The organism is Pseudomonas sp. PVC-5-1 (assembly GCF_057444345.1).
In genome coordinates, this window is record NZ_CM172024.1 from 1,974,870 (window position 1) to 1,999,843 (window position 24,974).

The window sequence follows — 24,974 nt, forward strand, 5'->3', positions numbered from 1 at the left end:
CCCACAGGTACCCCGCGCGTCTTGAGAGCGGCGCAGTACCTGTGGGAGCGGGCAAGCCCGCGAAGAGGCCGGTAAACCCAGTGCATATTTTGCGGGCAAAAAAAACGGCACCTGCCAGAGGTGCCGTTTTCATATCACGCGGTATTACTTGTGCAGCTCTTCCGCCGCATACAGCGTGTTCTCCAGCAGGCATGCGCGGGTCATCGGCCCGACGCCGCCCGGCACCGGCGTGATCCAGCCGGCGCGCGGCAGGGCGGTCTCGTAGACCACGTCGCCGACCAGCTTGCCGTCTTCCTGGCGGTTGATGCCCACGTCGATAACGATGGCACCTTCCTTGATCCATTCACCCTTGACCAGGCCAGGCTTGCCGGCGGCCACTACCACCAGGTCGGCGCGGCCGACATGGCCGGCGAGGTCCTTGGTGAAGCGGTGGCAGACGGTCACGGTGCAGCCGGCCAGCAGCAGCTCCATGGCCATCGGGCGACCAACGATGTTGGACGCGCCGACGATGACCGCGTTCATGCCGTACAGGTCCTGGCCGGTGCTTTCCAGCAGGGTCATGATGCCCTTCGGTGTGCACGGGCGCAGCAGCGGGATGCGCTGGGCCAGACGACCGATGTTGTACGGGTGGAAGCCATCCACGTCCTTGTCCGGGCGGATGCGCTCGAGCAGCAGCGAGGCGTCCAGGTGCGCCGGCAGCGGCAACTGCAGCAGGATACCGTCGACGGCCGGATCGTCATTGAGGCGGTCGATCAGCTCGGTCAGGGCCTGCTGCGTGGTTTCGCTGGGCAGGTCGAACGCCTGCGAAATGAAGCCGACCTCTTCGCAGTCCTTGCGCTTGTGCGAGACATAGACTTGGGAGGCGGGGTCGGTGCCGACCAGGATCACCGCCAGGCCCGGCGTACGCAGGCCTTGCTGGCGACGCTCCACGACACGTTGAGCGATCTGCTGGCGCAGGCTGGCGGCGATCGCCTTGCCATCGATTAGGTGTGCAGTCATAGACGCGTGATTAACCATCGAGAAGGAAACAATTAAAGAGGGCGCATTCTCGCACGACATGGGCCAAGGGCAAAGGCGGGTGGTCGGGCAAATCCCCTAAGCCCTTAAATAATTTAAATTTTTTTGAGAAAGGTGTTGACGACTTTCAGGCTCGCCTATAAGATTCGCCGCACTTGTCGGGCACAGCCTAGCACTGGTTGGCGAAGTCGGGCAGAATGAGTGGTTTAGCAGTTGCCTGTTAAAGGTCTCGTTCGGTTAGGCTTCAAGCTTAAGCGCCCGTAGCTCAGCTGGATAGAGCATCCGCCTTCTAAGCGGATGGTCGCAGGTTCGAGTCCTGCCGGGTGCGCCATTTAGGCAGCTTTGGCAAGCAAGTAGGCTGTAATGCAATATGGTGGGCGTAGCTCAGTTGGTAGAGCGCTGGATTGTGATTCCAGTTGTCGTGGGTTCGATTCCCATCGTCCACCCCATATTCTTCAAAGGCGCCTCGATAGCATCTGGCGCCTTTGTTTTAAGCGTTACGCGGACGTGGTGAAATTGGTAGACACACTGGATTTAGGTTCCAGCGGCGCAAGCTGTAAGAGTTCGAGTCTCTTCGTCCGCACCATGCTTCTGTAAGGTTGTACCGCAACATCGCAAGACCGCAATATGGTGGGCGTAGCTCAGTTGGTAGAGCGCTGGATTGTGATTCCAGTTGTCGTGGGTTCGATTCCCATCGTCCACCCCATATTTCTTCGAAGGCGCCTTGATCGTGAGATCGGGCGCCTTTTTGTTTTTGCTCTGTGTGTATGGTTTGAAGGTTCTGGCGCCTGTGAGATCGAGCGGCGCTGACAATTTCATGGCGAATCACCTCTCGGTCAAATCGCATCCCGGCCCTTGCAATCCTCTGGTGACGCCCCAATAAAAGCTGTTAGATTTCAGCCGGTTGAAACGCCGGCCCATTTGGCCGGCAGAGGAACAACCCGATGATCGCAAAAGAAGCCCGTCAGGCACTGGCGCTACAGCGCTTTGCCGAGGCCAACCCGCAGCTGCTCGAAGAGATCCGTGAGCTGGATGCGCGCGAGCAGGCCCAGCAGATCGAGTGGGCGTTCGAGGATGCGGCCGAGGAGCAGGGTATCCAGCCTTGGGAGTTGGCCCTGCAACTGATCGCCGAAACCCCCGAGCAACTGCAGGCCATGCGCCTGGAGACGCACCGTGAGGTAGCCGAGGCGCTGGGGATGGAGTGGGAGGAGTACTGCCAGTTCAACGAAATCGAACCTGAATAAAGGAAGCGAATTCGTTGGTGGCAGTTGTTTGACAAGGTATTTCGGCTGCAGGTCGCCTGGTGGCTTCGTGCGGCCCCATTGAAGCAGGCCCGGCGCTATGTCGTGCGGGCCGTGAAAGTTAATCGACCGGCGTGGTTTCCCGTCGTCCCGAGTGGGGTGACTTCTGCTGCGCGACTCACTAGAATGCTTGCCCTTGATTCTGGAGTCGGGCTAACGCCGGCTAACGTCTGTGCAACGAGGAATATCCATGCAAGTTTCTGTTGAAAACACTTCCGCTCTCGAGCGTCGCATGACCATCGCCGTTCCGGCCGAGCGCGTCGAGAACGAAGTCAACAAGCGTCTGCAACAGACTGCCAAGCGCGCCAAGGTTGCCGGCTTCCGCCCAGGCAAAGTGCCGATGAGCGTGATTCGTCAGCGTTTCGAAGCCGATGCCCGTCAAGAGGCGTTCGGTGACCTCGTCCAGGCTTCCTTCTACGAAGCCATCGTCGAGCAGAAGCTGAACCCGGCTGGCGCCCCAGCGGTAGAGCCGAAGTCCTTCGAAAAGGGCAAGGACCTGGAGTTCGTCGCCATCTTCGAAGTGTTCCCGGAGTTCACCGTTGGCGGCCTCGAGTCGATCAGCGTCGAGCGCCTGAGCGCCGAAGTGGCTGATGCCGACCTGGACAACATGCTGGAAGTGCTGCGCAAGCAGAACACCCGCTTCGAGGCCGTCGAGCGCGCCGCGCAGAACGACGACCAGGTCAACATCGACTTCGTCGGCAAGGTCGACGGTGAAGTGTTCGCCGGTGGTTCGGCCAAGGGCACCCAGCTGGTACTGGGCTCCGGCCGCATGATCCCAGGCTTCGAAGACGGCCTGGTTGGCGCCAAGGCTGGCGAAGAGCGCGTTGTGAACGTGACCTTCCCAGAGGACTACCAGAACCTGGACCTGGCTGGCAAAGCCGCCGAGTTCACCATCACCGTCAACAGCGTTGCCGCTCCTGTGCTGCCAGAGCTGAACGAAGAGTTCTTCGCCCAGTTCGGCATCAAGGAATCGACCCTGGAAGGCTTCCGCACCGAAGTTCGCAAGAACATGGAGCGTGAACTGCGCCAGGCCATCAAGGCCAAGGTGAAGAACCAGGTCATGGACGGTCTGCTGGCTGCCAACCCGATCGAAGTGCCGAAAGCCCTGCTGGAAAACGAAGTCAACCGTCTGCGCGTGCAGGCTGTTCAGCAGTTCGGTGGCAACATCAAGCCTGAGCAACTGCCGGCCGAGCTGTTCGAAGAACAAGCCAAGCGCCGTGTGGTCCTGGGCCTGATCGTGGCCGAAGTGGTCAAGCAGTTCGAGCTGAAGCCGGACGAAGGCAAGGTTCGCGAAATGATCGAAGAAATGGCTTCGGCTTACCAAGAGCCTGAGCAGGTCATCGCCTGGTACTACAAGAACGACCAGCAACTGAACGAAGTCCGTTCGGTTGTGCTGGAAGAACAAGTTGTAGATACTGTTCTGCAGAAAGCGACTGTGACCGACAAGTCGGTCTCGTACGAAGATGCCGTTAAACCAGCACAGGCTCCAGCCGCCGCTGAGTAACAGGCTTCTCTCGTAGGAAACCCCCACAAGCCAGCCTTCGAGCTGGCTTGTGCGTATTCAAGCCATGACTATTTGGGAGTGAGCGCAGGACATGTCCCGCAATTCTTATATTCAGCAGAGCTCTGACATCCAGGCCGCAGGCGGTCTGGTCCCGATGGTTATCGAGCAGTCCGCCCGTGGCGAACGCGCTTACGACATCTACTCGCGCCTGTTGAAGGAGCGTGTGATCTTCCTGGTTGGCCCGGTAGAGGACTACATGGCCAACCTCGTCGTTGCGCAACTGCTGTTCCTTGAAGCGGAAAACCCGGACAAGGATATCCATCTGTACATCAACTCGCCGGGCGGTTCCGTCACCGCCGGCATGTCGATCTACGACACCATGCAGTTCATCAAGCCGGACGTCTCGACCATCTGCATCGGCCAGGCCTGCAGCATGGGCGCCTTCCTGCTGGCTGCTGGTGCCAAGGGCAAGCGTCACTGCCTGCCTAACTCGCGCGTGATGATCCACCAGCCGCTGGGCGGCTTCCAGGGTCAGGCCACCGATATCGAGATCCACGCCCAGGAAATCCTCAATATCAAGGCCCGCCTGAACGAGCTGCTGGCCTACCACACCGGCCAGGATCTCGAGACCATCAAGCGCGACACTGAACGTGACAACTTCATGAGCGCCTCGCGCGCGGCCGAGTACGGCCTGATCGACTCGGTCTACGACAAGCGGCAACTGGCCTCCTGAACCGGGGTGCCAGAGCAGGTAGGCGCGGAAAGCGCCTACCTGCGGACTTGAAAAAGCCCGCAATTGCCTTCATCTTGTGTTGCAAGCCTACCGGATTGGATCGATCGAATGACTGACACCCGTAACGGCGAGGACAGCGGCAAATTGCTTTATTGCTCCTTCTGCGGCAAAAGCCAGCACGAAGTGCGCAAACTGATTGCCGGGCCCTCGGTATTTATCTGCGACGAGTGCGTCGACCTGTGCAACGACATCATCCGTGAGGAGGTGCAGGAAGCCCAGGCCGAGAGCAGCGCGCACAAATTGCCTTCGCCGAAAGAAATCAGCGGTATCCTGGACCAGTACGTCATTGGTCAGGAACGCGCGAAGAAGGTGCTTGCCGTAGCGGTGTACAACCACTACAAGCGCCTGAACCAGCGTGACAAGAAGGGTGACGAAGTCGAACTCGGCAAGAGCAACATCCTGCTCATCGGGCCAACCGGCTCGGGCAAGACCCTGCTCGCCGAAACCCTTGCACGCCTGTTGAACGTACCGTTCACCATTGCTGACGCCACCACCCTGACCGAAGCCGGTTACGTGGGTGAGGACGTCGAGAACATCATCCAGAAGCTGTTGCAGAAGTGCGACTACGACGTGGAAAAGGCCCAGATGGGCATCGTCTACATCGACGAGATCGACAAGATTTCGCGCAAGTCGGACAACCCGTCCATCACCCGTGACGTATCGGGCGAGGGCGTGCAGCAGGCACTGCTGAAGCTGATCGAAGGCACCGTGGCCTCGGTTCCGCCGCAAGGCGGCCGCAAACACCCGCAACAGGAATTCCTGCAGGTCGATACCCGCAACATCCTGTTCATCTGCGGTGGTGCCTTCTCGGGCCTGGAAAAGGTCATCCAGAACCGCTCCACCAAGGGTGGCATCGGTTTTGGCGCCGAAGTACGCAGCAAGGAAGAGGGCAAGAAGGTTGGCGAGTCCCTGCGTGAGGTCGAGCCAGACGATCTGGTCAAGTTTGGCCTGATCCCGGAATTCGTCGGCCGCCTGCCGGTGCTGGCAACCCTCGACGAGCTGGACGAGGCCGCGCTGATGCAGATCCTCACCGAGCCGAAGAACGCCCTGACCAAGCAGTATGCCAAGCTGTTCGAGATGGAAAACGTCGACCTCGAGTTCCGCAGCGATGCGCTCAAGGCCGTGGCGCGCAAGGCCCTGGAGCGCAAGACCGGCGCCCGTGGCCTGCGTTCGATCCTCGAAGGCGTTTTGCTCGACACCATGTACGAGATTCCTTCGAAGAAGGATGTCAGCAAGGTGGTGATCGACGAGAGCGTCATCGATGGCACTTCGCAGCCGCTGATGATCTACGAAAACAGCGAGCCGCAAGCCAAGGCCGCGCCGGACGCCTGATCCAGGCAATGGCTGGTTGACGGTTGCAAGCAAGAAGGGGCCTACGGGCCCCTTTCTGCTTTTCCTGCGCTAGCGCTTGTAATTTCCCAAGCCTGCCCCCACATTAGGTCCAAGCATCATTTCCACCGGTTTCCGGCCATAAGGCCGCTGTAGAGGCGAAATCATGAAGACCACCCTCGACTTGCCTCTTTTGCCATTGCGCGATGTCGTTGTTTACCCGCACATGGTCATCCCGCTGTTCGTGGGGCGCGAAAAGTCCATCGAAGCCCTTGAGGCGGCGATGACGGGCGAAAAGCAGATTCTTCTGCTGGCCCAGAAAAACCCGGCCGACGATGATCCGGGCGAAGACGCCCTGTACCGCGTCGGTACCGTTGCCACCGTGCTGCAATTGCTGAAACTGCCCGATGGTACCGTCAAGGTGCTGGTCGAGGGCGAGCAACGCGGCGCCGTGGAGCGTTTCAGCGAAGTAGAAGGGCACATCCGTGCCGAAGTTTCCCTGATCGACGAAGTCGACGCCGCCGAGCGCGAGTCGGAAGTGTTCGTGCGCACGCTGCTGTCGCAGTTCGAGCAATACGTGCAACTGGGCAAGAAAGTCCCAGCCGAAGTGCTGTCGTCGCTGAACAGCATCGAAGAGCCAGGGCGCCTGGTCGACACCATGGCCGCACACATGGCCCTGAAGATCGAGCAGAAACAGGAAATTCTCGAAATCGTCGACCTGCCGACCCGTGTCGAGCACGTACTGGCGCTGCTGGATGCCGAAATCGACCTGCTGCAGGTCGAAAAGCGCATTCGCGGTCGGGTCAAGAAGCAGATGGAGCGCAGCCAGCGCGAGTACTACCTGAATGAGCAGATGAAGGCCATTCAGAAGGAACTCGGTGATGGCGACGAAGGCCACAACGAAGTCGAAGAGCTGAAAAAGCGCATCGAAGCCGCTGGCCTGCCCAAGGATGCACTGGCCAAGGCCCAGGCCGAGCTGAACAAGCTCAAGCAGATGTCGCCGATGTCGGCCGAGGCCACTGTGGTCCGTTCCTATCTCGACTGGCTGGTGCAGGTGCCGTGGAAGGCCCAGAGCAAGGTGCGTCTGGACCTGGCCAAGGCCGAGGAAATCCTCGATGCCGACCACTACGGCCTGGAAGAGGTCAAGGAACGCATCCTCGAGTACCTTGCCGTGCAAAAGCGCGTCAAGAAGATCCGCGGGCCGGTACTGTGCCTGGTCGGCCCACCCGGCGTCGGCAAGACCTCGCTGGCCGAGTCGATCGCCGCTGCCACCAACCGCAAGTTCGTGCGCATGGCCCTGGGTGGTGTGCGTGACGAGGCTGAGATCCGTGGTCACCGCCGTACCTACATCGGTTCCATGCCTGGCCGCCTGATCCAGAAGATGACCAAGGTGGGGGTGCGCAACCCGCTGTTCCTGCTGGACGAAATCGACAAGATGGGCAGCGACATGCGTGGCGACCCGGCCTCGGCACTGCTCGAAGTGCTCGACCCGGAGCAGAACCACAACTTCAACGACCACTACCTGGAGGTCGACTACGACCTCTCGGACGTGATGTTCCTGTGCACCTCGAACTCGATGAACATCCCGCCGGCGCTGCTCGACCGGATGGAAGTCATCCGCCTGCCGGGCTACACCGAGGACGAGAAGATCAACATCGCGGTCAAGTACCTGGTGCCCAAGCAGGTCAAGGCCAACGGCTTGAAGAAGGACGAGCTGGAGGTCGATGTCTCGGCGATCCGCGACATCATCCGCTTCTACACCCGCGAAGCCGGTGTGCGCGGCCTGGAGCGGCAAATCGCCAAAGTCTGCCGCAAGGTGGTCAAGGAACATACCGGGCAGAAGCAGGTCAAGGTCAAGGTAGCCAGCGAGCAGCTGGAGCACCTGCTCGGCGTGCGCAAGTTCCGCTACGGCCTGGCCGAGCAGCAGGACCAGATCGGCCAGGTTACCGGCCTGGCCTGGACCCAGGTGGGCGGCGAACTGCTGACCATCGAAGCCGTGGTCATTCCCGGCAAGGGCCAGCTGATCAAGACCGGCTCGCTGGGCGACGTCATGGTCGAGTCGATCACCGCCGCGCAGACCGTGGTGCGCAGCCGTGCCCGCAGCCTGGGTATCGCCGCCGACTTCCACGAGAAGCACGACGTGCATATCCACATGCCTGAAGGCGCCACGCCGAAGGATGGCCCAAGTGCCGGTATCGGCATGTGCACCGCGCTGGTGTCGGCGCTGACGCAGATTCCGGTACGTGCCGATGTGGCCATGACCGGTGAAATCACCCTGCGTGGCCAGGTGCTGGCCATTGGCGGGTTGAAGGAAAAACTGCTGGCGGCACACCGTGGCGGGATCAAGACGGTGATCATTCCCGAGGAGAATGTTCGCGATCTGAAGGAGATTCCGGAAAATATCAAACAGGATCTGCAGATCAAACCAGTCAAATGGATTGACGAAGTCCTGCAAATTGCGCTGCAATACGCCCCGGAGCCCTTGCCAGATGTGGCTCCGGAGATTGTCGCGAAAGATGAAAAGCGCGACGGCGATGCTAAGGAAAGAATTAGCACGCACTAGTAGTTTTTGGCTGGGGGGCTTTCCTTGACAGTTTTTTCGGGGCCTTGCTATAAAGCGGCACGCTATTGTCATCAGGCCACCCAGCGCAGGTTTCATAAGCTTTTCATTACATACTTAGAAACAAACTCAATAGAGAAATAAGGGGACTTAGAGTGAACAAGTCGGAACTGATTGACGCTATCGCCGCATCTGCTGACATCCCGAAAGCTGTAGCCGGCCGTGCGCTGGACGCAGTCATCGAATCCGTCACCGGCGCCCTGAAGCAAGGTGACGATGTGGTACTGGTTGGCTTCGGTACCTTCTCGGTCAAGGAGCGTGCAGAGCGCACCGGCCGCAACCCGCAAACCGGTAACGCGATCAAGATCGCTGCCGCCAAGGTTCCAGGCTTCAAGGCTGGCAAAGGCCTGAAAGACGCCGTCAACTAAGTCGTCTCTTTCAGCCGGACCCGGCCTGGCCAGGTCCGAGCACGGTGATGGCGGGGCGCAAACGTTCCCGCCTGACACGTTTGCTAAGAAAAGGCGCATCCTCGGATGCGCCTTTCTTTTATCAGGTTTCTACCCACGCTCCGCGGTTGTCGACGCAGTGGTACAGCCGTTTCTGGGGGACGCATGCTGCAAAATATCAGGGACAATTCACAAGGTTGGATTGCCAAGACCATCATCGGCCTTATCGTCGTGTTGATGGCGTTGACCGGCTTCGAAGCCATTTTCCAGGCCGCCACCCATAGCCAGGACGCCGCCAAGGTGAACGGCCAGACCATCAGCCAGAACGAGCTGAGCCAGGCGGCCGACATGCAGCGCCGTCAGCTGATGCAACAGTTGGGCAAGGATTTCGACCCGGCGCTGCTGGATGACAAATTGCTGCGCGAAGAGGCACTGAAGGGGCTGATCAGCCGCAAGCTGCTGCTGCAAGGCGCCGAAGATGCCAAATTCGCCTTCTCCGAGGCCGCACTGGACCAGGTGATCCTGCAGACGCCGGAGTTTCAGGTGGACGGCAAGTTCAGTGCCGACCGTTTTGACCAGGTCATTCGCCAGATGGGCTATGGCCGCATGCAGTTCCGCGACATGCTTGCCGAGGAAATGCTCATCGGCCAGCTGCGCACCGGCCTGGCCGGCAGCAGCTTCGTGACCGACCAGCAGGTCGATGCCTTTGCCCGCCTCGAGAAGCAGACCCGTGACTTCGCTTCCCTGACCTTCAAGGCCGACCCGGCCGCGGTCAAGGTCAGCGATGAAGAGATCAAGGCGCACTACGACCAGCACGCCAAGGAGTTCATGTCGCCAGACCAGGTGGTGATCGACTACATCGAGCTGAAGAAGTCGGCGTTCTTCGATCAGGTCAAGGTGACCGACGAAGAGCTCAAGGCCCAGTACGAGAAGGAAATCGCCAACCTCGCCGAGCAGCGCCATGCCGCGCACATCCTCATCGAGGTCAACGACAAGGTCACCGACGCCCAGGCCAAGGCCCGCGCCGAAGAGATCGAGCAGCGCCTGGCCAAGGGCGAAGACTTTGCCGCGCTGGCCAAGGAGTTCTCCCAGGACCCGGGTTCGGCCAATAGCGGCGGTGACCTTGGCTTCGCCGGCCCGGGCGTTTACGACCCGGCGTTCGAGGATGCGCTGTACAAGCTGCAGGACGGTCAGGTCTCGGCGCCGGTTCGCACCGAGTTCGGCTACCACCTTATCAAGCTGCTGGGCGTGCAGGCGCCGGAAGTGCCGAGCTTCGCCAGCCTGAAGGACAAGCTGACCCGTGACCTGAAGATCCCGCTGGTCGAGCAGCGTTACGTAGATGCCAGTAAGCAGCTGCAGGATGCTGCCTACGAGGCTTCCGACCTGGCCCAGCCGGCCCAGGACCTGAACCTGAAGGTGCAAACCTCCGCAGCGTTCGGCCGCGAGGGTGGCGAAGGCATCACTGCCAACCGTTCGGTCGTGCAGGCCGCATTCTCCGAAGAAGTGCTGGAGGAGGGTGCCAACAGCACCGCCATCGAGCTCGACCCGGAAACCACCGTGGTGCTGCGCGTCAAGGAGCACCGCAAGCCTGAGCAGCTGCCGCTGGAAGCCGTGGCCAAGAACATCAGCGAGCACCTGGCCAAGGAGAAGGCAACTGCCGAGCTCAAGGCCAAGGCGGACAAGCTGATTGCCGGCCTGCGTGACGGTTCCATCGCAGCGGGCAGTGTGCACGAAGGGCAGGGCTGGAAGGCCTATGAAGCAGTTACCCGCGGCGAGGACGGTATCGACCCGGCCGAGCTGCAGGCGCTGTTCCGCCTGGGCAAGCCACAGGCCAAGGACAAGCCGGTTTATGGCAGCGTCGTGCTGCGTGACGGTAGCCTGGTGGTACTGCAGCTCAAGGGTGTCAACGAAGGCGCTGCTGCCACCGACGAAGAGAAGCAGCAGATCCGCCGCTACCTCGCATCGCGTGCTGGCCAGCAGGACTTCGCGGCATACCGCAAGCAGCTGGAAGCCAAGGCGGACATCACCCGCTACTAAGGTGATGGATGCATGAACGAACAGGCCGCCCAGTGCGGCCTGTTTCGTTTCTGTTGTCTGTGTCGGCCTCTTCGCGGGTAAACCCGCTCCCACAGGTCCAACACAGGTTTCAAGTACTGTGGTGAACCTGTGGGAGCGGGTTTACCCGCGAAGAGGCCGGCACCAGCAGCGCAGGGTCTAGCGTTTCACCCCTTCATGGATATCCAGCGTATCCCGCGCAATCTCCCGCCCCAGGGCAATCAGCTCCGGCGCCTTGTAGAACTCGAAAAACCGGCATACCCGTTTGGGCACGTTGATCAGTACATCCGGCGGATAGCCGGCGATCTTGTACTGCGCCAACGACGTCTGCATGACCTCGAAGCTCTGGTTGATCAAGTCCAGCAGCGAAGCGGGCCCCACGTTGTCGATGATGAACGAGCCGGTCGCCGACTTCGGCGCGCCTTCGCGCTCCGGCGCCGCCGCCGGTTGCTGGCCTTCCGGGTTGGCGGCATCGGCCAGCCACGGGTTAGGCGGCGCCAGCCCTTCGGCGACGATTTCCTGCTCGATACGTATCAGCTCCTCCGCCGGCTTGCGCCGGAACGGCAAGCGCGAACCCAGCGAACTGAGTAGCGCATCGAAGCGCATCTTGAACGCCGCTGGGCGTTCGATCACCGGTAGCTGGTACTGCTTCTGGTTGGTGGCATTGAGGTTGACCGCGATGATCAGGTCGCAGTGGCTGGACACCACCGGCACGATCGGCAGCGGGTTGAGGATGCCGCCGTCGACCAGCATGCGGTTGCCTTGCATCACCGGGGTGAACAGGCTGGGGATGGCTGCCGAGGCGCGCATGGCCTGGTGCAGGCAGCCCTCCTGGAACCAGATTTCCTGCTGGTTGGTGAGGTCGGCTGCAACCGCGGTGTAGGGGATGCGCAATTGCTCGATGTTGATCTCGCCGACGATCTTGCGGATTTGCCCGAACACCTTGTCGCCGCGAATTGCGCCGAGGCGAAAGCTGACATCGACCAGGCGCAACACATCCAGGTAGTCGAGGCTCTCGATCCAGTTGCGGTAGTCTTCCAGCTTGCCCGCGGCGTAGATGCCGCCGATTACCGCACCCATCGAGCAGCCGGCGATACAGGCAATGTCGTAGCCGCGGCGCTCGATTTCCTCGATCACGCCGATGTGTGCATACCCCCGGGCTCCACCCGATCCCAGTACCAGTGCCACGCGTTTGCTCATGAACATTCCCCGGCCAGTGCAACCATGGTCCTACAATGCACCCATCGCCACCTGTGCTTCAATGTGCATCGTGCTGAGCTACTGTAATAAAACTGGCTGGGCCAAGCTGGCTGGGCAGGGCACTTTTCAGCTGCCGGGGCGTCGAACAGCCAATGTTTTTTCCATTGAGGTATTACCGATGAAAGCCTGGATCTGCCTTCCACTGATCGCCTTGGCCCTTGCTGGCTGCGCGGGCAAGACGGCCTACCGCGAGAGTTGCGCAACCCAACTGGATGCCGCCTGGAAGGAGCTGGACCTGGCCAAGGCCGAAGGCTTTGCCGGTGCCGTGAGCTACTCCAAGGCCTTGTCGCTGCTGACCGGTGCCAAGACCCAACAGCAGTTCGAAGGTTATGAAAGCTGTACCAGAAAAGCCGAAAAGGCCCGTTTCTACATTCGTGAGTCTCGCGCCGGGCGCTGACCAAGGAGCGTCTTTCAATGTCTGCCATGCTCGATCACGTGGTTGCCCAGATAGTGGCCTTGCAGGTGCGCCTGCTGGCCTGCCGCGAGCGCCTGGCTGCCGATACCGACAGCGAGGCCTTGCATGACCTGCGCACCACCCTGCGGCGCCTGCGCAGCCTGCTGCGGCCGCTGCGTGGGCTGCCGGGGGTGGAGCAGCTGGAGGAGGCCGCCAGGTCGTTGGGTACCCTTACCACGCCGTTGCGCGACCGTGAGGTGCTGGCGGCCGAACTGATCGGGCATGGTTTTGCCGAGGCCGGGCAGCGGCGCCTGGAAGGGCGTGCCAGGACATTCGCCAGTGTTGCCGCCAGCCCCGAGCTGACGCGGGTGCTGGCGATTGTCGACGCGTTTCCGCTGTTCATGCGTGCAGCCGGTCGCGAGGGCCTGGTCAAGGCGCTGGAAAAGCGCATCGACAAACGCCTGGTCAAGCAGTGGCGCAAGTTGTACCAGGCGCTGCAGGACCCGGCCCACGACCGCCACCGCTTGCGTTTGCTGATCAAGCGTGCGCGCTATGGCGATGAGGCCTATCCGCAGCTCGACCATGCGGGCAAGCAGTTGCGGCGCTTGCTGAAGCAGGCCCAGGGCGATTTGGGTGACTGGCATGATCGCCTGCAATGGCTGCTGCAGGCGCGCGAGCATGCCGACCTGGCGCCGTGCAAGGTCGCCTGGGAGCAGGAATTGCACGAGGCCGAGCGCCATTCGGATGCGACGCTGGATGCACTGCAGCAGGCGTTGGCGCGGCGAAAGCCCGAAAAATGACCGAAATGCGGGCTGATCGGCATGGGTTTGCTGGCTAGGATGGGCAGACCTTATTCGCAGCAGGCAGGAGCCGGCCAATGAATTTCAACCAACTGCTCGACGCCGTGCGGGTCAACCCCGAAGCTGTATGTATCCCGCCAAGCTGGGCCCAGGGGCGCGCCGCCTTTGGCGGGCTGATGGCGGCCATGGTGTATGAAGCCATGCGCCAGAAAATCTCCGATGACCGCCCCGTGCGTTCGTTGGCCATCAGCTTTGTGGCGCCAGCCGCGGCCGATGTGCCAATCCGCTTCGATGTAGAGGTGCTGCGTGAAGGCAAGGCTGTCAGCACCTTGCTGGGCCGTGCCGTTCAAGACGGCCAGGTAGTGACGCTGGTGCAGGGCAATTTCGGTGCAGGGCGGCCGTCGGTGGTCGATGTGCCAGCCTTGCCGGCCGAGGAAATGAAAGCGCTCGACGATGCAGCTCCCGAGCTACCCCATATCAAAGGCGTTACTCCGGAGTTCATGCAGCATGTGGCCTTGCGCTGGGCGGTGGGTGGATTGCCGTTCAGTGGCAATCAGTCGCGGCAAATGGGCGGTTGGGTACGTTTGCGCGGGGTGGCCGAAGAACCGGTCAACGAGGCGCACCTGCTGGCGCTGGTCGATGCCTGGCCGCCAAGCCTGATGCCGTTTCTCAAACAGCCGGCTGCCGGCAGTACGTTGACCTGGACCATAGAATTCATGCAGCCCACGGCGCAGCTATCGACCCTGGACTGGTGCCGTTATTGCGTGGAAACCGAGCATGCGCGGGATGGTTACGGGCACGCTGCCGCTGCGTTGAGGACGGCGCAGGGCGAGTTGCTGGCCTTGAGCCGGCAGACGGTTACCGTGTTTGCCTAGCAGATACCTGCAGGCCTGCACGCTTTCCTGTAGGAGCGGCCTTGTGTCGCGAAAGGGCCGCAAAGCGGCCCCGGCAATCTTCGCGGCGAAGGCGTAAATCCGGGGCTGCTGCGCAGCCCTTTCGCGACACAAGGCCGCTCCTACAAAAGATTGCGCGTGATTGGAGCATCAATGGCGATGCTTGTGTCGTTCCCGCCAGGCCTTCCACCAGGCCCCGCTCAGCAAGAAGCGCGGAAAGGTGATGAACTGCTCGGTCAGCAGGCGTTGCACGGCATCCTTGCGGTTGGCGAAGGGTTCGGGTTGCTCGGCTTCCAGTCGGTGGCCCTGGCGTTGAAGGCCCAGGCCGGCGATCAGCGCAATGATGCCAACGGCAATCTGGCCCAGGTCCAGGCCGAACAGGCCGGACAGAATCAGCAACGTGCCAAGGATGAACAAAGGCACGGCGATCAGGTGCAGCACCAGGTTGGCCGGGTGGCGGTGATTGTGGTGGTAGCCGCGCCATTGCCAGGCGGGCAGGTTGGGCAGGCGTTTGCTCATGGGCATTTCCTCTCGGTCATGCCCAAAGCTTAGTGCGCCCCCCAGGCGGGGGCCAATCGAGGCTGGCTATGGTGACTATAGCTTGAGCTGGCCAATGGCCTTGTTCAGTTCACCGGCCAAGGTTGCCAGTTCGCTGCTGGTGGTTGCCGAGCCCACGGTCTGTTGCACGGTCTGTTCGGTGACATCGCGGATACTCACCACGGCGCGGTTCATTTCCTCGGCCACCTGGCTTTGCTGCTCGGCTGCCACGGCAATCTGGGTGTTGCTTTCGCGCATCTGCGCCACGGCACCGGTAATCTCGGCCAGTGCTTCGCCGGCCTCCTGGGCCTGGCGGACGCAGTCGTCGGCCTTGTACGAGCTCTCCTGCATGAACTCCACTGCATCCCGGGTGCCCGACTGCAGGGCCGAGACCATGGTGGTGATCTCGTCGGTGGAGTTTTGCACGCGCTTGGCCAGGTTGCGCACTTCATCGGCCACCACGGCAAAGCCGCGGCCCAGGTCGCCGGCGCGCGCTGCTTCGATGGCGGCATTGAGCGCCAGCAGGTTGGTCTGCTCGGCGATGCTGTGGATCACACTGACCACGCCATTGATCTTCTGACTGTCTTCGGCCAGTTGACGAATCATCTCGGCAGTTTGCTGCACGCCGCTGGACAGCCCGGAGATCGAGTCCTGTACCCGGCTGACCACCTCCTGGCCGCTACCGGCCAGGGCGTCGGCTGTTTGTGACAGGTCACGGGTGGCGCCGGCATGCTGGGCGATGTGGTGCACCGTTGCCGACATTTCGTTGATGGCAGTAGCGGCCTGGTCGGTCTCGCTCTGCTGGCCGAGCATGCCGTGGCGCACGTCGCTCATGCTCGCGGCCAGGCGCGCGGCACCGGAGTCCAGTTGCGCAGCGGTGTGGGCGACAGTACTGACCACGCGGTGGTAGGTCGCCTGCATGGCATTGAAGGCCCCGGCCATCTGGCCGACCTCATCACCACAGGCCAACGGCACGCGGGCCGACAGGTCGCCAGTCTTTTCCACGTGCAGCATCACATCCTTGAGGGTGTTGAGCTGGCTGAGCAGGAAGCGGATCAGCAACTGCGAGGCGCCGAGCATGGCCAGCATCAGGATCAGTACGCATACCGCGTAGTTGCTGAATCGGTCGAAGAACACCTGGCGCAGGCTTGGCGACTGGGCCAGCACGGCCATTTGCTGATCACCGTTGCGCAGTACCTGCGCGCCCTGTAGCGGGTTGTTGCCCAAGAGCCGGGCGGCAGGCAGTTCGACCCAGCCTTGGGCATTGCGCAGGGCCTCCAGGGGTTCGCCCGCGAAGGTGGGCGTTTGCCCGGGCGACCAGCTGATGACATTGGCCGGGCGGGGTAGCGGCTGGCCGGCCGGCCAGGCGGCAAGCAGTTGCGCCTGCGCGGCCGCCTGGGCCTGCGCGGCCTCGGCGCGGGCGCGTTGCTCCAGGTGCACGGCATAGAGCACCAGCAGCAAGGTCGTGACAAAGGCCACTGCGTTGACGGCCCAGAACTTGTACTTCAGGGAAACATTGCTAAGCCAGGCACCCATGGGCAGGTCTTCTCTGAGTTGAGCGGGAACAATATTGGCAAGGTGCCATCATTGTGCCTGCGCAAGCCAGGGCCTTTCTTGATGTGTATCAAGAAAATTCCGCCGCAAGTTCTGCCGCGCTTTTGTAGGAGCGGCCTTGTGTCGCGATAGGGGTGCGAAGCGCCCCCAGGTTTTCAGCTTCAGCGGATAGATTGCCGGGGCCGCGTTGCGGCCCTTTCGCGACACAAGGCCGCTCCTACAGGAGAACGCGTCGGGTTCAGGGGAGTTGGAAAAACGCCCGCGCCGTTGCCGTGGTATGTGCCGCCGTGTGTTCGGTCGACTCACCCCGGTGCAAGGCCACTTCACGCAACACCTCTGGCAGGAACGCTGGTTCGTTGCGCCCGTTCTTCGGCTTGGGCCGCAGGCTGCGCGGCAGCAGGTAAGGCGCATCGCTCTCCAGCATCAGCCGCCCCTCGGCAATGTTGCCCACCAGCGGATGCAGATGGGTGCCACGGCGTTCGTCGCAGATCCAGCCGGTAATACCGATGTGCAGGTCCATGTCCAGGTAGGCGAACAGCGCGTCGCGCTCGCCGGTAAAGCAGTGCACCACTGCGCCGGTCAGGTGGTCGCGGTAATCCTTTAGGATCGCCAGCAGGCGTTCGCTGGCGTCGCGTTCGTGCAGGAACACCGGCAGACGCAGCTCGGCAGCCAGTGCCAGCTGTGCCTCCAGGGCTTTTTCCTGCAGCGGGCGAGGGGAGAAGTCGCGGTTGAAGTCCAGGCCGCATTCACCCACGGCGCGTACACGTGGTTCACTCAACAGCTGGCGCAACTGGCGCTCGCTGCCGGCATCCCAGGTTTTGGCATCATGAGGGTGTACGCCTGCCGTGGCGAACAGGTGCGCGCCGCTCGCATCCAGTTGCTGGCACAGCTCCAGCGCCTGTTCGCTGACCGCCAGGCTGGTGCCCGTCAGCACCATCTGCGTGACCCCGGCCTCAAGGGCGCGCTCGACGATTGCCGCCTGCTGGTCGTGGAAACTGCTATTGGTCAGGTTGACGCCGATATCGATCAGTTGCATGGTGCTATCTCGTGCCGCGGGGCGGCCAGCATAGCAAAAACCGTGTTTTTCTGAAAAAACCAAGAACTTCATGCTGTTGCCGTGGTCTTTTGCCGTCATTTCTCTCTTGGCGGTGCAACCCCATGGATGCCGCTCACCGACCACGGACACGTTTTCGCATGCAGCGATGCTGGCTCATTTTCCTGCTGATGCTTGGGCTGACTTTGACCGGGCCTGCCCACGCGCGCGTGCCGGGACCGCAGCAGAACATCGCGCCGGCCAAGGTCCGTGACCTGCAACAGATTCGCACCAGCCAGGTGCTGCGGGTGCTGGTCAACCAGAGCCGCAACAGCTCCGGTGAGGTCAAGGGCGAGCCGGTCGGCATCGAATACTATCGCTTGCGTGCCCTGGAGCATTACCTCAATGCCCGCGCCGCCGACGGCCAGGAGATCCAGCTCAAGCTGATCCCGCGGGCCAAGGAGCAGTTGCTGGGCGCCCTGGCCCGTGGCGAGGGTGACCTGGCCGCGCCAGGCGAACTGCTCGACCCCGCCGTAGTGCGCGGGGTCAGCAGCAGCGCGCCGGTGCTCGACCAGGTGCCGCTGCTGCTGGTGGGGCGCAAGGGCGAACGCAGCTTCAGCCATGTCGAGCAGTTGTCCGGGCGTACCGTGGCCCTGACCAGCGCCAGTGCCGCCGGCCCGTTGATCCAGCAGGTCAACCAGCAACTGGCGCTGCGCAAGCGCGCGCCGATCAAGGTGGAGTGGGTCGACTCGACCTTGGCGGTGGAGGATGTGCTGGAAATGGTCCAGGCCGGCATCTATCACCTGACCGTGGTCGAGCAGCCGATCGCCCGGCGCTGGGCCCGGGTGATGCCGCGCCTGCGCCTGGACAGCCGCGTGAAAATGGGGGCGCCGCAAGCCATGCGTTGGTATGTGAGGCCCGATGCGCCGCAGTTGCAGGCCACGGTCGATCGTTTTCTGCAGGGCTACCGCGCGCCGGACAACCAGGACGCCGCGTTCGAGCGCATCTACCGCCGTCAGTACCGGGTGCACGACCCCTTGGCCAGCAAGAATCGCCAGCGCCTGACCGCACTGCGGGCGGTGCTGCAGAAACACGGTGAGGCGCAGCAGATCGACTGGCTCAACCTGGCCGCGCTGGCCTTCAAGGAGTCGACGCTCAACCCGGCAGCGCGCGGCACCGGAGGGGCCCATGGCCTGATGCAGATCACCCCTTCGGCGGCGCAGCGCGTGGGGGTGAGCAACACCGCCACGGTGGATGGCAATGTCCAGGCCAGCGCCCGTTACCTGGCACTGATCCGGCGCAAGTTCTTTGCCAGCGCCAAGATCAACGAGCGCGAGCGCATGGCCTTCGTGCTGGCGGCCTACAACCTGGGCCCCGAGCGCGTCCAGGCCATGCGCGCGGAAGCGCGCCGGCGCGGGCTGAATGGCGACCAGTGGTTTTTCCAGACCGAACGCATCGCCATGGAGCAGGTGGGCATGGGGCCAGTCAACTTCGTCAATAGCGTCAACAAGTACTTTGTAGCGTTCAACCGGGAGCGTGCCGCGCTGGAGCGTGTGGCTAAACGCTGACAAATCGATATTGTCGATTGTTATGTTGGGTTTTTTGCGATTTTCATATCTATCGAATCGATTATGATGGCGCCCATCCCAACACAACTTTCCCGCTTCAAGGAGTCTTCGACATGAACAACGCTACCCTCAACGCTCTGTTCTCCACCCGCGCCGGCGCTGGCCTGAGCGTCATCCGTATCCTGGTCGGCATCATCTTCATTGCGCATGGTGCGCAGAAACTGTTCGGCATGTTCGGCGGCTATGGCCTGGAAGGCACCGGCCAGTGGATGGAGAGCATCGGCCTGGCCCCGGGTTACCTGATGGCCCTGTTGTCTGGTAGTGCCGAGTTCTTCGGCGGCCTGGCCCTGGTGATCGGCCTGCTGGCCCGCCCGGCGGCCCTGGTGCTGGCGGTGACCCTGGTGGTGGCGATCCTCTCGGTGCACATCGGCAACGGCCTGTTCATGTCCAACAACGGCTATGAGTTCGGCCTGGCCCTGCTGGCTGGCACCGTCGCGGTGCTGATCGAAGGCGCTGGCCGCTTCTCGCTGGACCGCCTGATCGCCCGCTGATACACCGCAAATGCCAAGATACAAGCCTCAGGCCGATCACTTTCGGCTTGAGGCTTGTATCTTGCCGCTTGTAGCTCTAGCATACCGTCTGCGCCGATTTAAACAGCTACTTGCGGGGCGCAGGAAAGCCCCTCTCCGGGTCATCCGAAATACCGCTAAAGCGCTGGTTCGGTGACGCCTCCCACCGCTGCCCAGCGGGATTCGCGAGGCGGAGAGAAGCTCCATGAGTTGCCCACGTACCAGTGTCTGTTTGAGCCCCTTGCCTGCCAGCCAGGCGTCCCGCACACCGCGCATCCTGCTCGGCGGCCAGCATCAACCCACTCTTTTGCGTCACCTTGAAGGCCTGTCCAGGCGCAAGGGCCAGGCGCGTGCCTTTCTGATCCAGTTCGCCGATACCGGCTGCCACCTCGCGCAGTATGGCAATGACCGTTTCGACCTGGCCGTGATCCAGGCCCCGGCGCCGGACGAGGCCGCCGATATCATCGGCCACCTCACCCGTATCGCGCGTCAAGGCTTGATTACCCGCCGCTGAGGAGCGCGCTGTTGAGTACCAATATCATCACCACGGAAGGCCATGAGGCACTGAAGAAAGAACTGGACCACCTGTGGCGGGTGTACCGCCCCGAGATTACCCAGAAGGTTACCTGGGCGGCCTCGCTGGGCGACCGCAGCGAGAATGCCGACTACCAGTACAACAAGAAGCTGCTGCGCGAGATCGACCGTCGGGTGCGTTATCTGCGCAAGCGTCTTGAAGATGTGAAGGTGGTGGCCTACTCGCCGCAGCAGGAGGGCAAGGTGTTTTTCGGTGCCTGGGTGGAGATTGAGAACGACGAGGGCGAGACCATGAAGTTTCGCATTGTCGGGTATGACGAGATCTATGGGCGCAATGACTACATCTCGATCGACTCGCCCATGGCTCGCGCCTTGCTGAAGAAGGAGGAGGGTGATGAGGTGGTGGTGCACACACCTACCGGTGAAGCGACCTGGTATGTAAACAACATCAGCTACGGGCAGTGATCTGATGTTGCCTGTGCCGGCCTCTTCGCGGGCTTGCCCGCTCCCACAGGGTAACCACAGCATTTGATCGTTGTGCCGAACCTGTGGGAGCGGGCGCGCCCGCGAAGAGGCCGGCACAAGCTGTCATCAACTCTCGCGTAAAACCGCCAGCGGGCTGGCATTCAACGCCCGTCGCGTCCCCAGCACCCCCGCACCACCTACCAGCAGCGCCCCTGCCAGCGGCAACAGCAGCAACCACACATGCGGGCTCCATTGCAGGTCGAAGGCATAGCGGTACAGCACCAAGGTAATCAGCTCACACCCGACCGCCGCCAGCAAGCCGCTGGCCGCACCCAGCAAGCCGAACTCGATCCGCCGCGCCTTGACCAGCAATGGCCGCGCCGCGCCCAGCGCACGCAGCAAGGCGCCCTGGCGGATACGCTCGTCCAGCGTCGCCTGCAAGCCAGCGAACAGCACCGCCAACCCGGCTGCCAGCACGAACAGCAACACATACTCGACCGCCAGGGTCACCTGGGCGAGGATGCTGCGCAGCTGATCGAGCAAGGCGTCCACCTGCAGGATGGTCACTGCCGGGAATGCCCGTGACAGCGCCACCACGTCCAGGTCATGGCCCGGTGCCAGATAGAAGCTGGTCAGGTAGGTGGTCGGGAGCCCCTGCAGCGTGCCGGGTTGGAAGATCATGTAGAAGTTCGGCTGGAAGCTGTCCCAGTGCACGCTGCGCAGGCTGCTGACCCGTGCCTGGCGTTGCTGGCCGCCGATGTCGAAGGTTAGCAGGTCACCCAGTTGCAGCTTCAGGCTGTTGGCCAGTTCCGCCTCCACCGACACACCGGGGATTTCATCTTCGGCGGGCAACGCCTGCCACCAGTTGCCGCCCGTCAGTGTGTTGCCTTCGGGCAGTTCGGCTGCCCAGGTCAGGCTGAGGTCGCGCTGCACGGCGCGCTCGCCTGCCGAATCCTTGCTGACCACCTGCTGCACCGGTTGCTCATTGATTCGCACCAGGCGGCCGGGTGTCACCGGGTACAGCGGCGCCGAGGTGGCATTGACCTGCTGCAGGTGTTGGGCGAAGGGCTCACGATCATCAGGCAGGATGTTCAGGGCGAAATGGTTGGGTGCATCCTTGGGCAGCTGCGCTTGCCAGGTGTCGAGCAGTTCCGCGCGCAGCAGCGCGACCAGGGCCATGGCCAGCAGGATCAGGCCGAAGGCCAGGGCCTGGCCGGCAGCGGCCATGGGGTGGCGCAGCAGTTGGCCCAGCCCCAGGCGCCAGGTCAGTGGTGCCCCGGCCAGCAATTGGCGCAGGCTGCGCAAACCGAGCAGCAGCAGGCCGCCGAGCAGCAGAGCGGCGACCAGGCCGCCACCGAGCAGGGCGAAGGTGAGCAGCAGGTCGAGGCTCAGGCGCCACATGATCAGGCCCAGGGCGAACAGGGCCGCACCGTACACCAGCCAGCTGCTGGGCGGTATCGGCAGCAGGTCGCGGCGCAGCACGCGAAGCGGCGGTACCTGGCCCAGCGCGGCAATTGGCGGCAGGGCGAAACCGGCCAGGGCTACCAGCCCGGTAGCGATGCCGGCCAGGGCTGGGACGATGCCGCCTGCAGGCACCACGCTTGGCAACAGGCCATGCAGCAGGCGGAACAGGCCCAGTTGCGCCAGCCAGCCGAGCAGGGCGCCGGCCAGCGCGGCGACCAGGCCGAGCATGGCCAGCTGCAGGCAGTACAGGCCCAGTGCCTGGCGGCGCGAAAGGCCCAGGCAGCGCAGCAGGGCGCTGGCGTCCAGGCGGCGTGCGGCATAGCGGCTGGCCGACAGGGCCACGGCAACGCCTGCCAGCAGCACCGCCACCAGGCTGGCCATGTTCAGGTAGCGCTCGGCCTTGCCCAGCGCGCCGCCGACCTGCTGGTTGCCATCGCGGGTGTCGCGCAGGCGCTGGTTGGCGGCCAGGTCCTTTTTCAGTGCCCCGCGGTACTGGGCCAGCGCTTCGGCATCGCCGCGCCACAGGTCGCGGTAGGTGACCCGGCTGCCCGGCTGGATCACGCCGGTGGCTTGCAGGTCGGCCAGGTTCATCATTACCCGTGGGGTAAGGCTGTAGAAGTTGTTGGCGCGGTCCGGTTCGTAGGTCAGTACGCGGCTCATGCGCAGCGTCTTCATGCCCACGTCGATGCTGTCGCCAACCTTCAGCCCCAATGCCGCCAAAAGGCGTGGTTCGACCCATGCTTCGCCAGGTGCCGGGCCACCGCCCGGGGTTTCTGTGGCATAGGGCTGCGCAGCACTGCGCACTTGCCCGCGCAATGGGTAGGCACCGTCGGCAGCCTTGACGCTGGACAGTTGAATGCCGTTGTCGCCGCCGACCACGCTGGTGAACTCGACGACCTGGGCGTGGCGCAGGCCCAGTGCCTTGCCGGCCTCGATCTGCTGGTCGCGGGCCGGCGCGCTGCCCTGCAGCACCAGGTCGGCACCAAGGAACTCGCTGGCGCGCAGTTGCATGGCGCCGTTGAGGCGGGCACCGAAATAGCCGATGGCAGTGCTGGCCGCGACCGCCACCAGCAGGGCGAAGAACAGCACGCGCACTTCGCTTGCGCGAATGTCGCGCAGCAGCTGGCGCAGGGCCAGGCCGCCCAGGCGGGACAGCGGCATGTGGGTCATCAGGCCTCCGCCGGGGCCACCAGGCGGCCCGCATCCAGGCGAATCTGGCGGCGGCAGCGCCGGGCCAGGCGTTCGTCATGGGTAACCAGCACCAGGGTGGTGCCGCGCTCCTTGTTCAGTTCGAACAGCAAGTCGCTGATGCGTTCGCCGGTGTGGCTGTCGAGGTTGCCGGTGGGTTCGTCGGCAAACAGCACTGCCGGTTGCGCGGCGAAGGCGCGGGCGATGGCCACCCGTTGTTGTTCGCCGCCCGAAAGCTGGCGCGGAGTGTGGCTCAGGCGCTTGCCCAGACCGACCCGTTCGAGCAGGGTGCGCGCGTGTTCGCGGGCATCGCGGCGGCCATCCAGCTCCAGCGGCAGCATGACGTTCTCCAGGGCATTGAGGCTGTCGAGCAACTGGAACGACTGGAACACGAAACCCACATGTTCGGCGCGCACCCGCGCGCGCTGGTCTTCATCCAGCGGCCCCAGGTCGTGGCCAGCAAGGATGACCTTGCCGGCACTGGGCTGGTCGAGGCCGGCGAGCAGGCCGAGCAGGGTCGACTTGCCCGAACCCGAGGCGCCGACGATTGCCAGGCTGTCGCCTTGGGCCAGGTCGAGGGACAGGGCGTGCAGGATGGTCAGGTCACCTTCCGCGCTGGGGACCACTTTGCTAAGGTTCTGCGCAACGAGAATGCTGGGGCCCATGGAGAATCCGATGCGAGTGTGGTGGTTGAGTGCCGGTCTGGCCCTGTATTGCCTGGCCCAGAGCGCGGCGGCGGGAACACTGCTGGTTGTCGGCGATAGTATCAGCGCCGGTTTTGGCCTGGATACCCGCCAGGGCTGGGTTTCCCTGTTGCAGACCCGCCTGCGGGACGAAGGTTTCGACGACAAGGTGGTCAATGCATCGATCAGCGGCGACACCAGTGCAGGTGGCCAGGCGCGGCTGCCGGCGCTGCTTGCAGCGCACAAGCCGAGCCTGGTGGTACTGGAACTGGGTGGCAACGATGGCCTGCGTGGGCAGCCGCCAGCGCAATTGCAACAAAATCTTGCCTCGATGATCGAGAGCTCGCGCAAGGCCGGTGCCAAGGTGGTGCTGCTGGGCATGCGCCTGCCACCCAATTATGGCGTGCGCTACACCACCGCCTTCGCCCAGGTGTATGAGCAGCTGGCGACGGAAAAACAGGTGCCACTGGTGCCGTTTTTCCTCGAGGGGGTAGGGGGCGTGCCTGAGTTGATGCAGGCGGATGGCATTCACCCGGCCCAGGCCGCCCAGCAGCGCCTGCTGGAAAATGCCTGGCCGGCGATAAAACCCTTGCTGTGACGCTTTAAACGGCGCCGGCTTTCGGCTAATGTTGCGCCCCCCGTTTCGAGTGCCACCGATGCCGCGCCCTGCCTGGTCCCTGTATGCCTACCAACTGATCGAGCCTGATGAGCAGCTCGACCTGTTCGCCTGCCAGGAAATCCGCGTCCACCTCGTGGCCCGCCAGCTCGAGCTGGGCGTACCGGCCGACCGCACCTTGTGCGGTGGCCTGCTGCCGGCGCAACCGCGCTGGTCGGGGGTGCCGCGCTCGATCTACCGCGATGGCCGCCTGTGCGACCTGTGCCGCGCCATCCTCGATGCCCAGCGGCGCGGCATGCGCCCGGTGTGGCCGGAGCTGCAGGGCGGCTGAGCGCCGCACCTTTCATCATCTGAAACGCTTGCATGGCGCCAATGCCTCCCGCTTGCATCGGCGCGGGTGTACAATCGATT

23 protein-coding genes and 4 tRNA genes are annotated in these 24,974 nt (G+C 62.9%); 20 read left to right on the forward strand and 7 right to left on the reverse strand.

Translation table 11 applies throughout. The features are described from left to right. Nucleotides 1–144 precede the first annotated feature (144 nt). The gene (gene folD / locus AC2T3R_RS08970) at nucleotides 145–999 is read right to left on the reverse strand and encodes a bifunctional methylenetetrahydrofolate dehydrogenase/methenyltetrahydrofolate cyclohydrolase FolD (RefSeq protein ID WP_013971879.1); all 855 of its coding nucleotides are present in this window, start codon (nucleotides 997–999) and stop codon (nucleotides 145–147) included. A 272-nt stretch (nucleotides 1,000–1,271) separates the two neighbouring features. Between folD and AC2T3R_RS08975 the strand changes: the two genes are divergently transcribed. The 11 genes from AC2T3R_RS08975 (at nucleotide 1,272) to AC2T3R_RS09025 (ending at nucleotide 10,987) form a co-directional block, all read left to right on the forward strand. Further along, nucleotides 1,272–1,348 (forward strand) — tRNA-Arg (locus tag AC2T3R_RS08975). 42 nt (nucleotides 1,349–1,390) lie between these two features. Continuing rightward, a tRNA-His gene (locus tag AC2T3R_RS08980) sits at nucleotides 1,391–1,466 on the forward strand. Between the two features lie 52 nt (nucleotides 1,467–1,518). Then, nucleotides 1,519–1,603 (forward strand) — tRNA-Leu (locus AC2T3R_RS08985). A gap of 44 nt (nucleotides 1,604–1,647) precedes the next feature. Further along, nucleotides 1,648–1,723, forward strand: a tRNA-His gene (locus AC2T3R_RS08990). A gap of 238 nt (nucleotides 1,724–1,961) precedes the next feature. Then, nucleotides 1,962–2,261, forward strand: coding sequence for a DUF6388 family protein (locus AC2T3R_RS08995; RefSeq protein ID WP_274297956.1), 300 nt, complete (start codon nucleotides 1,962–1,964; stop codon nucleotides 2,259–2,261). Nucleotides 2,262–2,508: 247 nt separating this feature from the next. After that, the gene (gene tig / locus AC2T3R_RS09000) at nucleotides 2,509–3,822 is read left to right on the forward strand and encodes a trigger factor (RefSeq protein WP_015269696.1); all 1,314 of its coding nucleotides are present in this window, start codon (nucleotides 2,509–2,511) and stop codon (nucleotides 3,820–3,822) included. Nucleotides 3,823–3,913: 91 nt separating this feature from the next. Continuing rightward, nucleotides 3,914–4,555, forward strand: a complete 642-nt coding sequence (gene clpP, locus AC2T3R_RS09005; protein ID WP_003259400.1) for an ATP-dependent Clp endopeptidase proteolytic subunit ClpP — start codon at nucleotides 3,914–3,916, stop codon at nucleotides 4,553–4,555. 108 nt (nucleotides 4,556–4,663) lie between these two features. Beyond that, entirely contained in the window at nucleotides 4,664–5,947 is a 1,284-nt protein-coding gene (clpX, locus tag AC2T3R_RS09010) for an ATP-dependent Clp protease ATP-binding subunit ClpX (RefSeq protein WP_013971882.1), read from the forward strand. 163 nt (nucleotides 5,948–6,110) lie between these two features. Continuing rightward, on the forward strand, nucleotides 6,111–8,507 hold the full coding sequence (gene lon, locus AC2T3R_RS09015; RefSeq protein ID WP_015269697.1) for an endopeptidase La: 2,397 nt from the start codon (nucleotides 6,111–6,113) through the stop codon (nucleotides 8,505–8,507). A 152-nt stretch (nucleotides 8,508–8,659) separates the two neighbouring features. Continuing rightward, entirely contained in the window at nucleotides 8,660–8,932 is a 273-nt protein-coding gene (locus AC2T3R_RS09020; RefSeq protein WP_003259401.1) for an HU family DNA-binding protein, read from the forward strand. A gap of 183 nt (nucleotides 8,933–9,115) precedes the next feature. After that, entirely contained in the window at nucleotides 9,116–10,987 is a 1,872-nt protein-coding gene (locus tag AC2T3R_RS09025) for a SurA N-terminal domain-containing protein (RefSeq protein WP_015269698.1), read from the forward strand. A 177-nt stretch (nucleotides 10,988–11,164) separates the two neighbouring features. Here AC2T3R_RS09025 and AC2T3R_RS09030 read toward each other — a convergent pair whose 3' ends face one another. After that, a complete protein-coding gene (locus AC2T3R_RS09030) occupies nucleotides 11,165–12,205 on the reverse strand; it encodes a patatin-like phospholipase family protein (protein WP_024086621.1) in 1,041 nt (346 codons plus the stop codon). 178 nt (nucleotides 12,206–12,383) lie between these two features. On the opposite strand from AC2T3R_RS09030, the gene AC2T3R_RS09035 reads away from it, so the two are divergent. The 3 genes from AC2T3R_RS09035 to AC2T3R_RS09045 all read left to right on the forward strand — a co-directional run bounded on the left by AC2T3R_RS09035 (nucleotide 12,384) and on the right by AC2T3R_RS09045 (nucleotide 14,334). Beyond that, the gene (locus tag AC2T3R_RS09035; RefSeq protein WP_003259403.1) at nucleotides 12,384–12,662 is read left to right on the forward strand and encodes a hypothetical protein; all 279 of its coding nucleotides are present in this window, start codon (nucleotides 12,384–12,386) and stop codon (nucleotides 12,660–12,662) included. Nucleotides 12,663–12,679: 17 nt separating this feature from the next. Beyond that, nucleotides 12,680–13,459, forward strand: a complete 780-nt coding sequence (locus tag AC2T3R_RS09040; RefSeq protein ID WP_406833929.1) for a CHAD domain-containing protein — start codon at nucleotides 12,680–12,682, stop codon at nucleotides 13,457–13,459. 77 nt (nucleotides 13,460–13,536) lie between these two features. Then, on the forward strand, nucleotides 13,537–14,334 hold the full coding sequence (locus AC2T3R_RS09045) for an acyl-CoA thioesterase (RefSeq protein WP_367245255.1): 798 nt from the start codon (nucleotides 13,537–13,539) through the stop codon (nucleotides 14,332–14,334). A 168-nt stretch (nucleotides 14,335–14,502) separates the two neighbouring features. Here AC2T3R_RS09045 and AC2T3R_RS09050 read toward each other — a convergent pair whose 3' ends face one another. The 3 genes from AC2T3R_RS09050 to AC2T3R_RS09060 all read right to left on the reverse strand — a co-directional run bounded on the left by AC2T3R_RS09050 (nucleotide 14,503) and on the right by AC2T3R_RS09060 (nucleotide 17,479). Beyond that, nucleotides 14,503–14,871, reverse strand: a complete 369-nt coding sequence (locus tag AC2T3R_RS09050; RefSeq protein WP_015269702.1) for an Mpo1-like protein — start codon at nucleotides 14,869–14,871, stop codon at nucleotides 14,503–14,505. A 75-nt stretch (nucleotides 14,872–14,946) separates the two neighbouring features. Further along, nucleotides 14,947–16,425 (reverse strand): methyl-accepting chemotaxis protein, encoded by a 1,479-nt coding sequence (locus AC2T3R_RS09055; protein WP_013971890.1) that lies wholly within the window; start codon nucleotides 16,423–16,425, stop codon nucleotides 14,947–14,949. A 256-nt stretch (nucleotides 16,426–16,681) separates the two neighbouring features. Beyond that, nucleotides 16,682–17,479: a TatD family hydrolase gene (locus tag AC2T3R_RS09060; RefSeq protein ID WP_015269703.1), complete on the reverse strand. Its 798-nt coding sequence runs from the start codon at nucleotides 17,477–17,479 to the stop codon at nucleotides 16,682–16,684. 158 nt (nucleotides 17,480–17,637) lie between these two features. Here AC2T3R_RS09060 and AC2T3R_RS09065 point away from each other — a divergent pair, with 158 nt between their 5' ends. The 4 genes from AC2T3R_RS09065 to greB all read left to right on the forward strand — a co-directional run bounded on the left by AC2T3R_RS09065 (nucleotide 17,638) and on the right by greB (nucleotide 20,612). Further along, nucleotides 17,638–19,044 (forward strand): MltF family protein, encoded by a 1,407-nt coding sequence (locus AC2T3R_RS09065; RefSeq protein WP_486744957.1) that lies wholly within the window; start codon nucleotides 17,638–17,640, stop codon nucleotides 19,042–19,044. A 113-nt stretch (nucleotides 19,045–19,157) separates the two neighbouring features. Continuing rightward, complete coding sequence (locus tag AC2T3R_RS09070) at nucleotides 19,158–19,595, forward strand: DoxX family protein (protein ID WP_015269705.1); 438 nt, start codon at nucleotides 19,158–19,160, stop codon at nucleotides 19,593–19,595. A gap of 223 nt (nucleotides 19,596–19,818) precedes the next feature. After that, nucleotides 19,819–20,127 carry a hypothetical protein gene (locus tag AC2T3R_RS09075; protein ID WP_023661930.1) on the forward strand — a complete coding sequence of 103 codons (309 nt, stop codon included), beginning with the start codon at nucleotides 19,819–19,821 and terminating at the stop codon, nucleotides 20,125–20,127. An 11-nt stretch (nucleotides 20,128–20,138) separates the two neighbouring features. After that, entirely contained in the window at nucleotides 20,139–20,612 is a 474-nt protein-coding gene (gene greB, locus AC2T3R_RS09080; RefSeq protein ID WP_015269707.1) for a transcription elongation factor GreB, read from the forward strand. Nucleotides 20,613–20,738: 126 nt separating this feature from the next. Here greB and AC2T3R_RS09085 read toward each other — a convergent pair whose 3' ends face one another. Next, nucleotides 20,739–23,246, reverse strand: a complete 2,508-nt coding sequence (locus AC2T3R_RS09085; RefSeq protein WP_367245252.1) for an ABC transporter permease — start codon at nucleotides 23,244–23,246, stop codon at nucleotides 20,739–20,741. Continuing rightward, nucleotides 23,246–23,929: an ABC transporter ATP-binding protein gene (locus AC2T3R_RS09090; RefSeq protein WP_003259775.1), complete on the reverse strand. Its 684-nt coding sequence runs from the start codon at nucleotides 23,927–23,929 to the stop codon at nucleotides 23,246–23,248. Before AC2T3R_RS09090 ends, AC2T3R_RS09085 begins: the two co-directional genes overlap by 1 nt. Before the next feature lie 10 nt (nucleotides 23,930–23,939). Between AC2T3R_RS09090 and AC2T3R_RS09095 the strand changes: the two genes are divergently transcribed. Both AC2T3R_RS09095 and AC2T3R_RS09100 read left to right on the forward strand, forming a co-directional pair. Then, the gene (locus tag AC2T3R_RS09095) at nucleotides 23,940–24,545 is read left to right on the forward strand and encodes an arylesterase (protein ID WP_015269709.1); all 606 of its coding nucleotides are present in this window, start codon (nucleotides 23,940–23,942) and stop codon (nucleotides 24,543–24,545) included. Between the two features lie 58 nt (nucleotides 24,546–24,603). Continuing rightward, entirely contained in the window at nucleotides 24,604–24,894 is a 291-nt protein-coding gene (locus tag AC2T3R_RS09100) for a hypothetical protein (protein ID WP_013971899.1), read from the forward strand. Nucleotides 24,895–24,974: the final 80 nt, after the last annotated feature.

What these genes read in the sequence shown, in the direction of transcription:
- folD (WP_013971879.1), bottom strand. Translation starts at nt 999, where the DNA reads ATGACTGCACACCTAATCGATGGCAAGGCGATCGCCGCCAGCCTGCGC.
- AC2T3R_RS08995 (WP_274297956.1), top strand. Translation starts at nt 1,962, where the DNA reads ATGATCGCAAAAGAAGCCCGTCAGGCACTGGCGCTACAGCGCTTTGCC.
- tig (WP_015269696.1), top strand. Translation starts at nt 2,509, where the DNA reads ATGCAAGTTTCTGTTGAAAACACTTCCGCTCTCGAGCGTCGCATGACC.
- clpP (WP_003259400.1), top strand. Translation starts at nt 3,914, where the DNA reads ATGTCCCGCAATTCTTATATTCAGCAGAGCTCTGACATCCAGGCCGCA.
- clpX (WP_013971882.1), top strand. Translation starts at nt 4,664, where the DNA reads ATGACTGACACCCGTAACGGCGAGGACAGCGGCAAATTGCTTTATTGC.
- lon (WP_015269697.1), top strand. Translation starts at nt 6,111, where the DNA reads ATGAAGACCACCCTCGACTTGCCTCTTTTGCCATTGCGCGATGTCGTT.
- AC2T3R_RS09025 (WP_015269698.1), top strand. Translation starts at nt 9,116, where the DNA reads ATGCTGCAAAATATCAGGGACAATTCACAAGGTTGGATTGCCAAGACC.
- AC2T3R_RS09030 (WP_024086621.1), bottom strand. Translation starts at nt 12,205, where the DNA reads ATGAGCAAACGCGTGGCACTGGTACTGGGATCGGGTGGAGCCCGGGGG.
- AC2T3R_RS09035 (WP_003259403.1), top strand. Translation starts at nt 12,384, where the DNA reads ATGAAAGCCTGGATCTGCCTTCCACTGATCGCCTTGGCCCTTGCTGGC.
- AC2T3R_RS09040 (WP_406833929.1), top strand. Translation starts at nt 12,680, where the DNA reads ATGTCTGCCATGCTCGATCACGTGGTTGCCCAGATAGTGGCCTTGCAG.
- AC2T3R_RS09045 (WP_367245255.1), top strand. Translation starts at nt 13,537, where the DNA reads ATGAATTTCAACCAACTGCTCGACGCCGTGCGGGTCAACCCCGAAGCT.
- AC2T3R_RS09050 (WP_015269702.1), bottom strand. Translation starts at nt 14,871, where the DNA reads ATGAGCAAACGCCTGCCCAACCTGCCCGCCTGGCAATGGCGCGGCTAC.
- AC2T3R_RS09055 (WP_013971890.1), bottom strand. Translation starts at nt 16,425, where the DNA reads ATGGGTGCCTGGCTTAGCAATGTTTCCCTGAAGTACAAGTTCTGGGCC.
- AC2T3R_RS09060 (WP_015269703.1), bottom strand. Translation starts at nt 17,479, where the DNA reads ATGCAACTGATCGATATCGGCGTCAACCTGACCAATAGCAGTTTCCAC.
- AC2T3R_RS09065 (WP_486744957.1), top strand. Translation starts at nt 17,638, where the DNA reads ATGCAGCGATGCTGGCTCATTTTCCTGCTGATGCTTGGGCTGACTTTG.
- AC2T3R_RS09070 (WP_015269705.1), top strand. Translation starts at nt 19,158, where the DNA reads ATGAACAACGCTACCCTCAACGCTCTGTTCTCCACCCGCGCCGGCGCT.
- AC2T3R_RS09075 (WP_023661930.1), top strand. Translation starts at nt 19,819, where the DNA reads ATGAGTTGCCCACGTACCAGTGTCTGTTTGAGCCCCTTGCCTGCCAGC.
- AC2T3R_RS09085 (WP_367245252.1), bottom strand. Translation starts at nt 23,246, where the DNA reads ATGACCCACATGCCGCTGTCCCGCCTGGGCGGCCTGGCCCTGCGCCAG.
- AC2T3R_RS09090 (WP_003259775.1), bottom strand. Translation starts at nt 23,929, where the DNA reads ATGGGCCCCAGCATTCTCGTTGCGCAGAACCTTAGCAAAGTGGTCCCC.
- AC2T3R_RS09095 (WP_015269709.1), top strand. Translation starts at nt 23,940, where the DNA reads ATGCGAGTGTGGTGGTTGAGTGCCGGTCTGGCCCTGTATTGCCTGGCC.
- AC2T3R_RS09100 (WP_013971899.1), top strand. Translation starts at nt 24,604, where the DNA reads ATGCCGCGCCCTGCCTGGTCCCTGTATGCCTACCAACTGATCGAGCCT.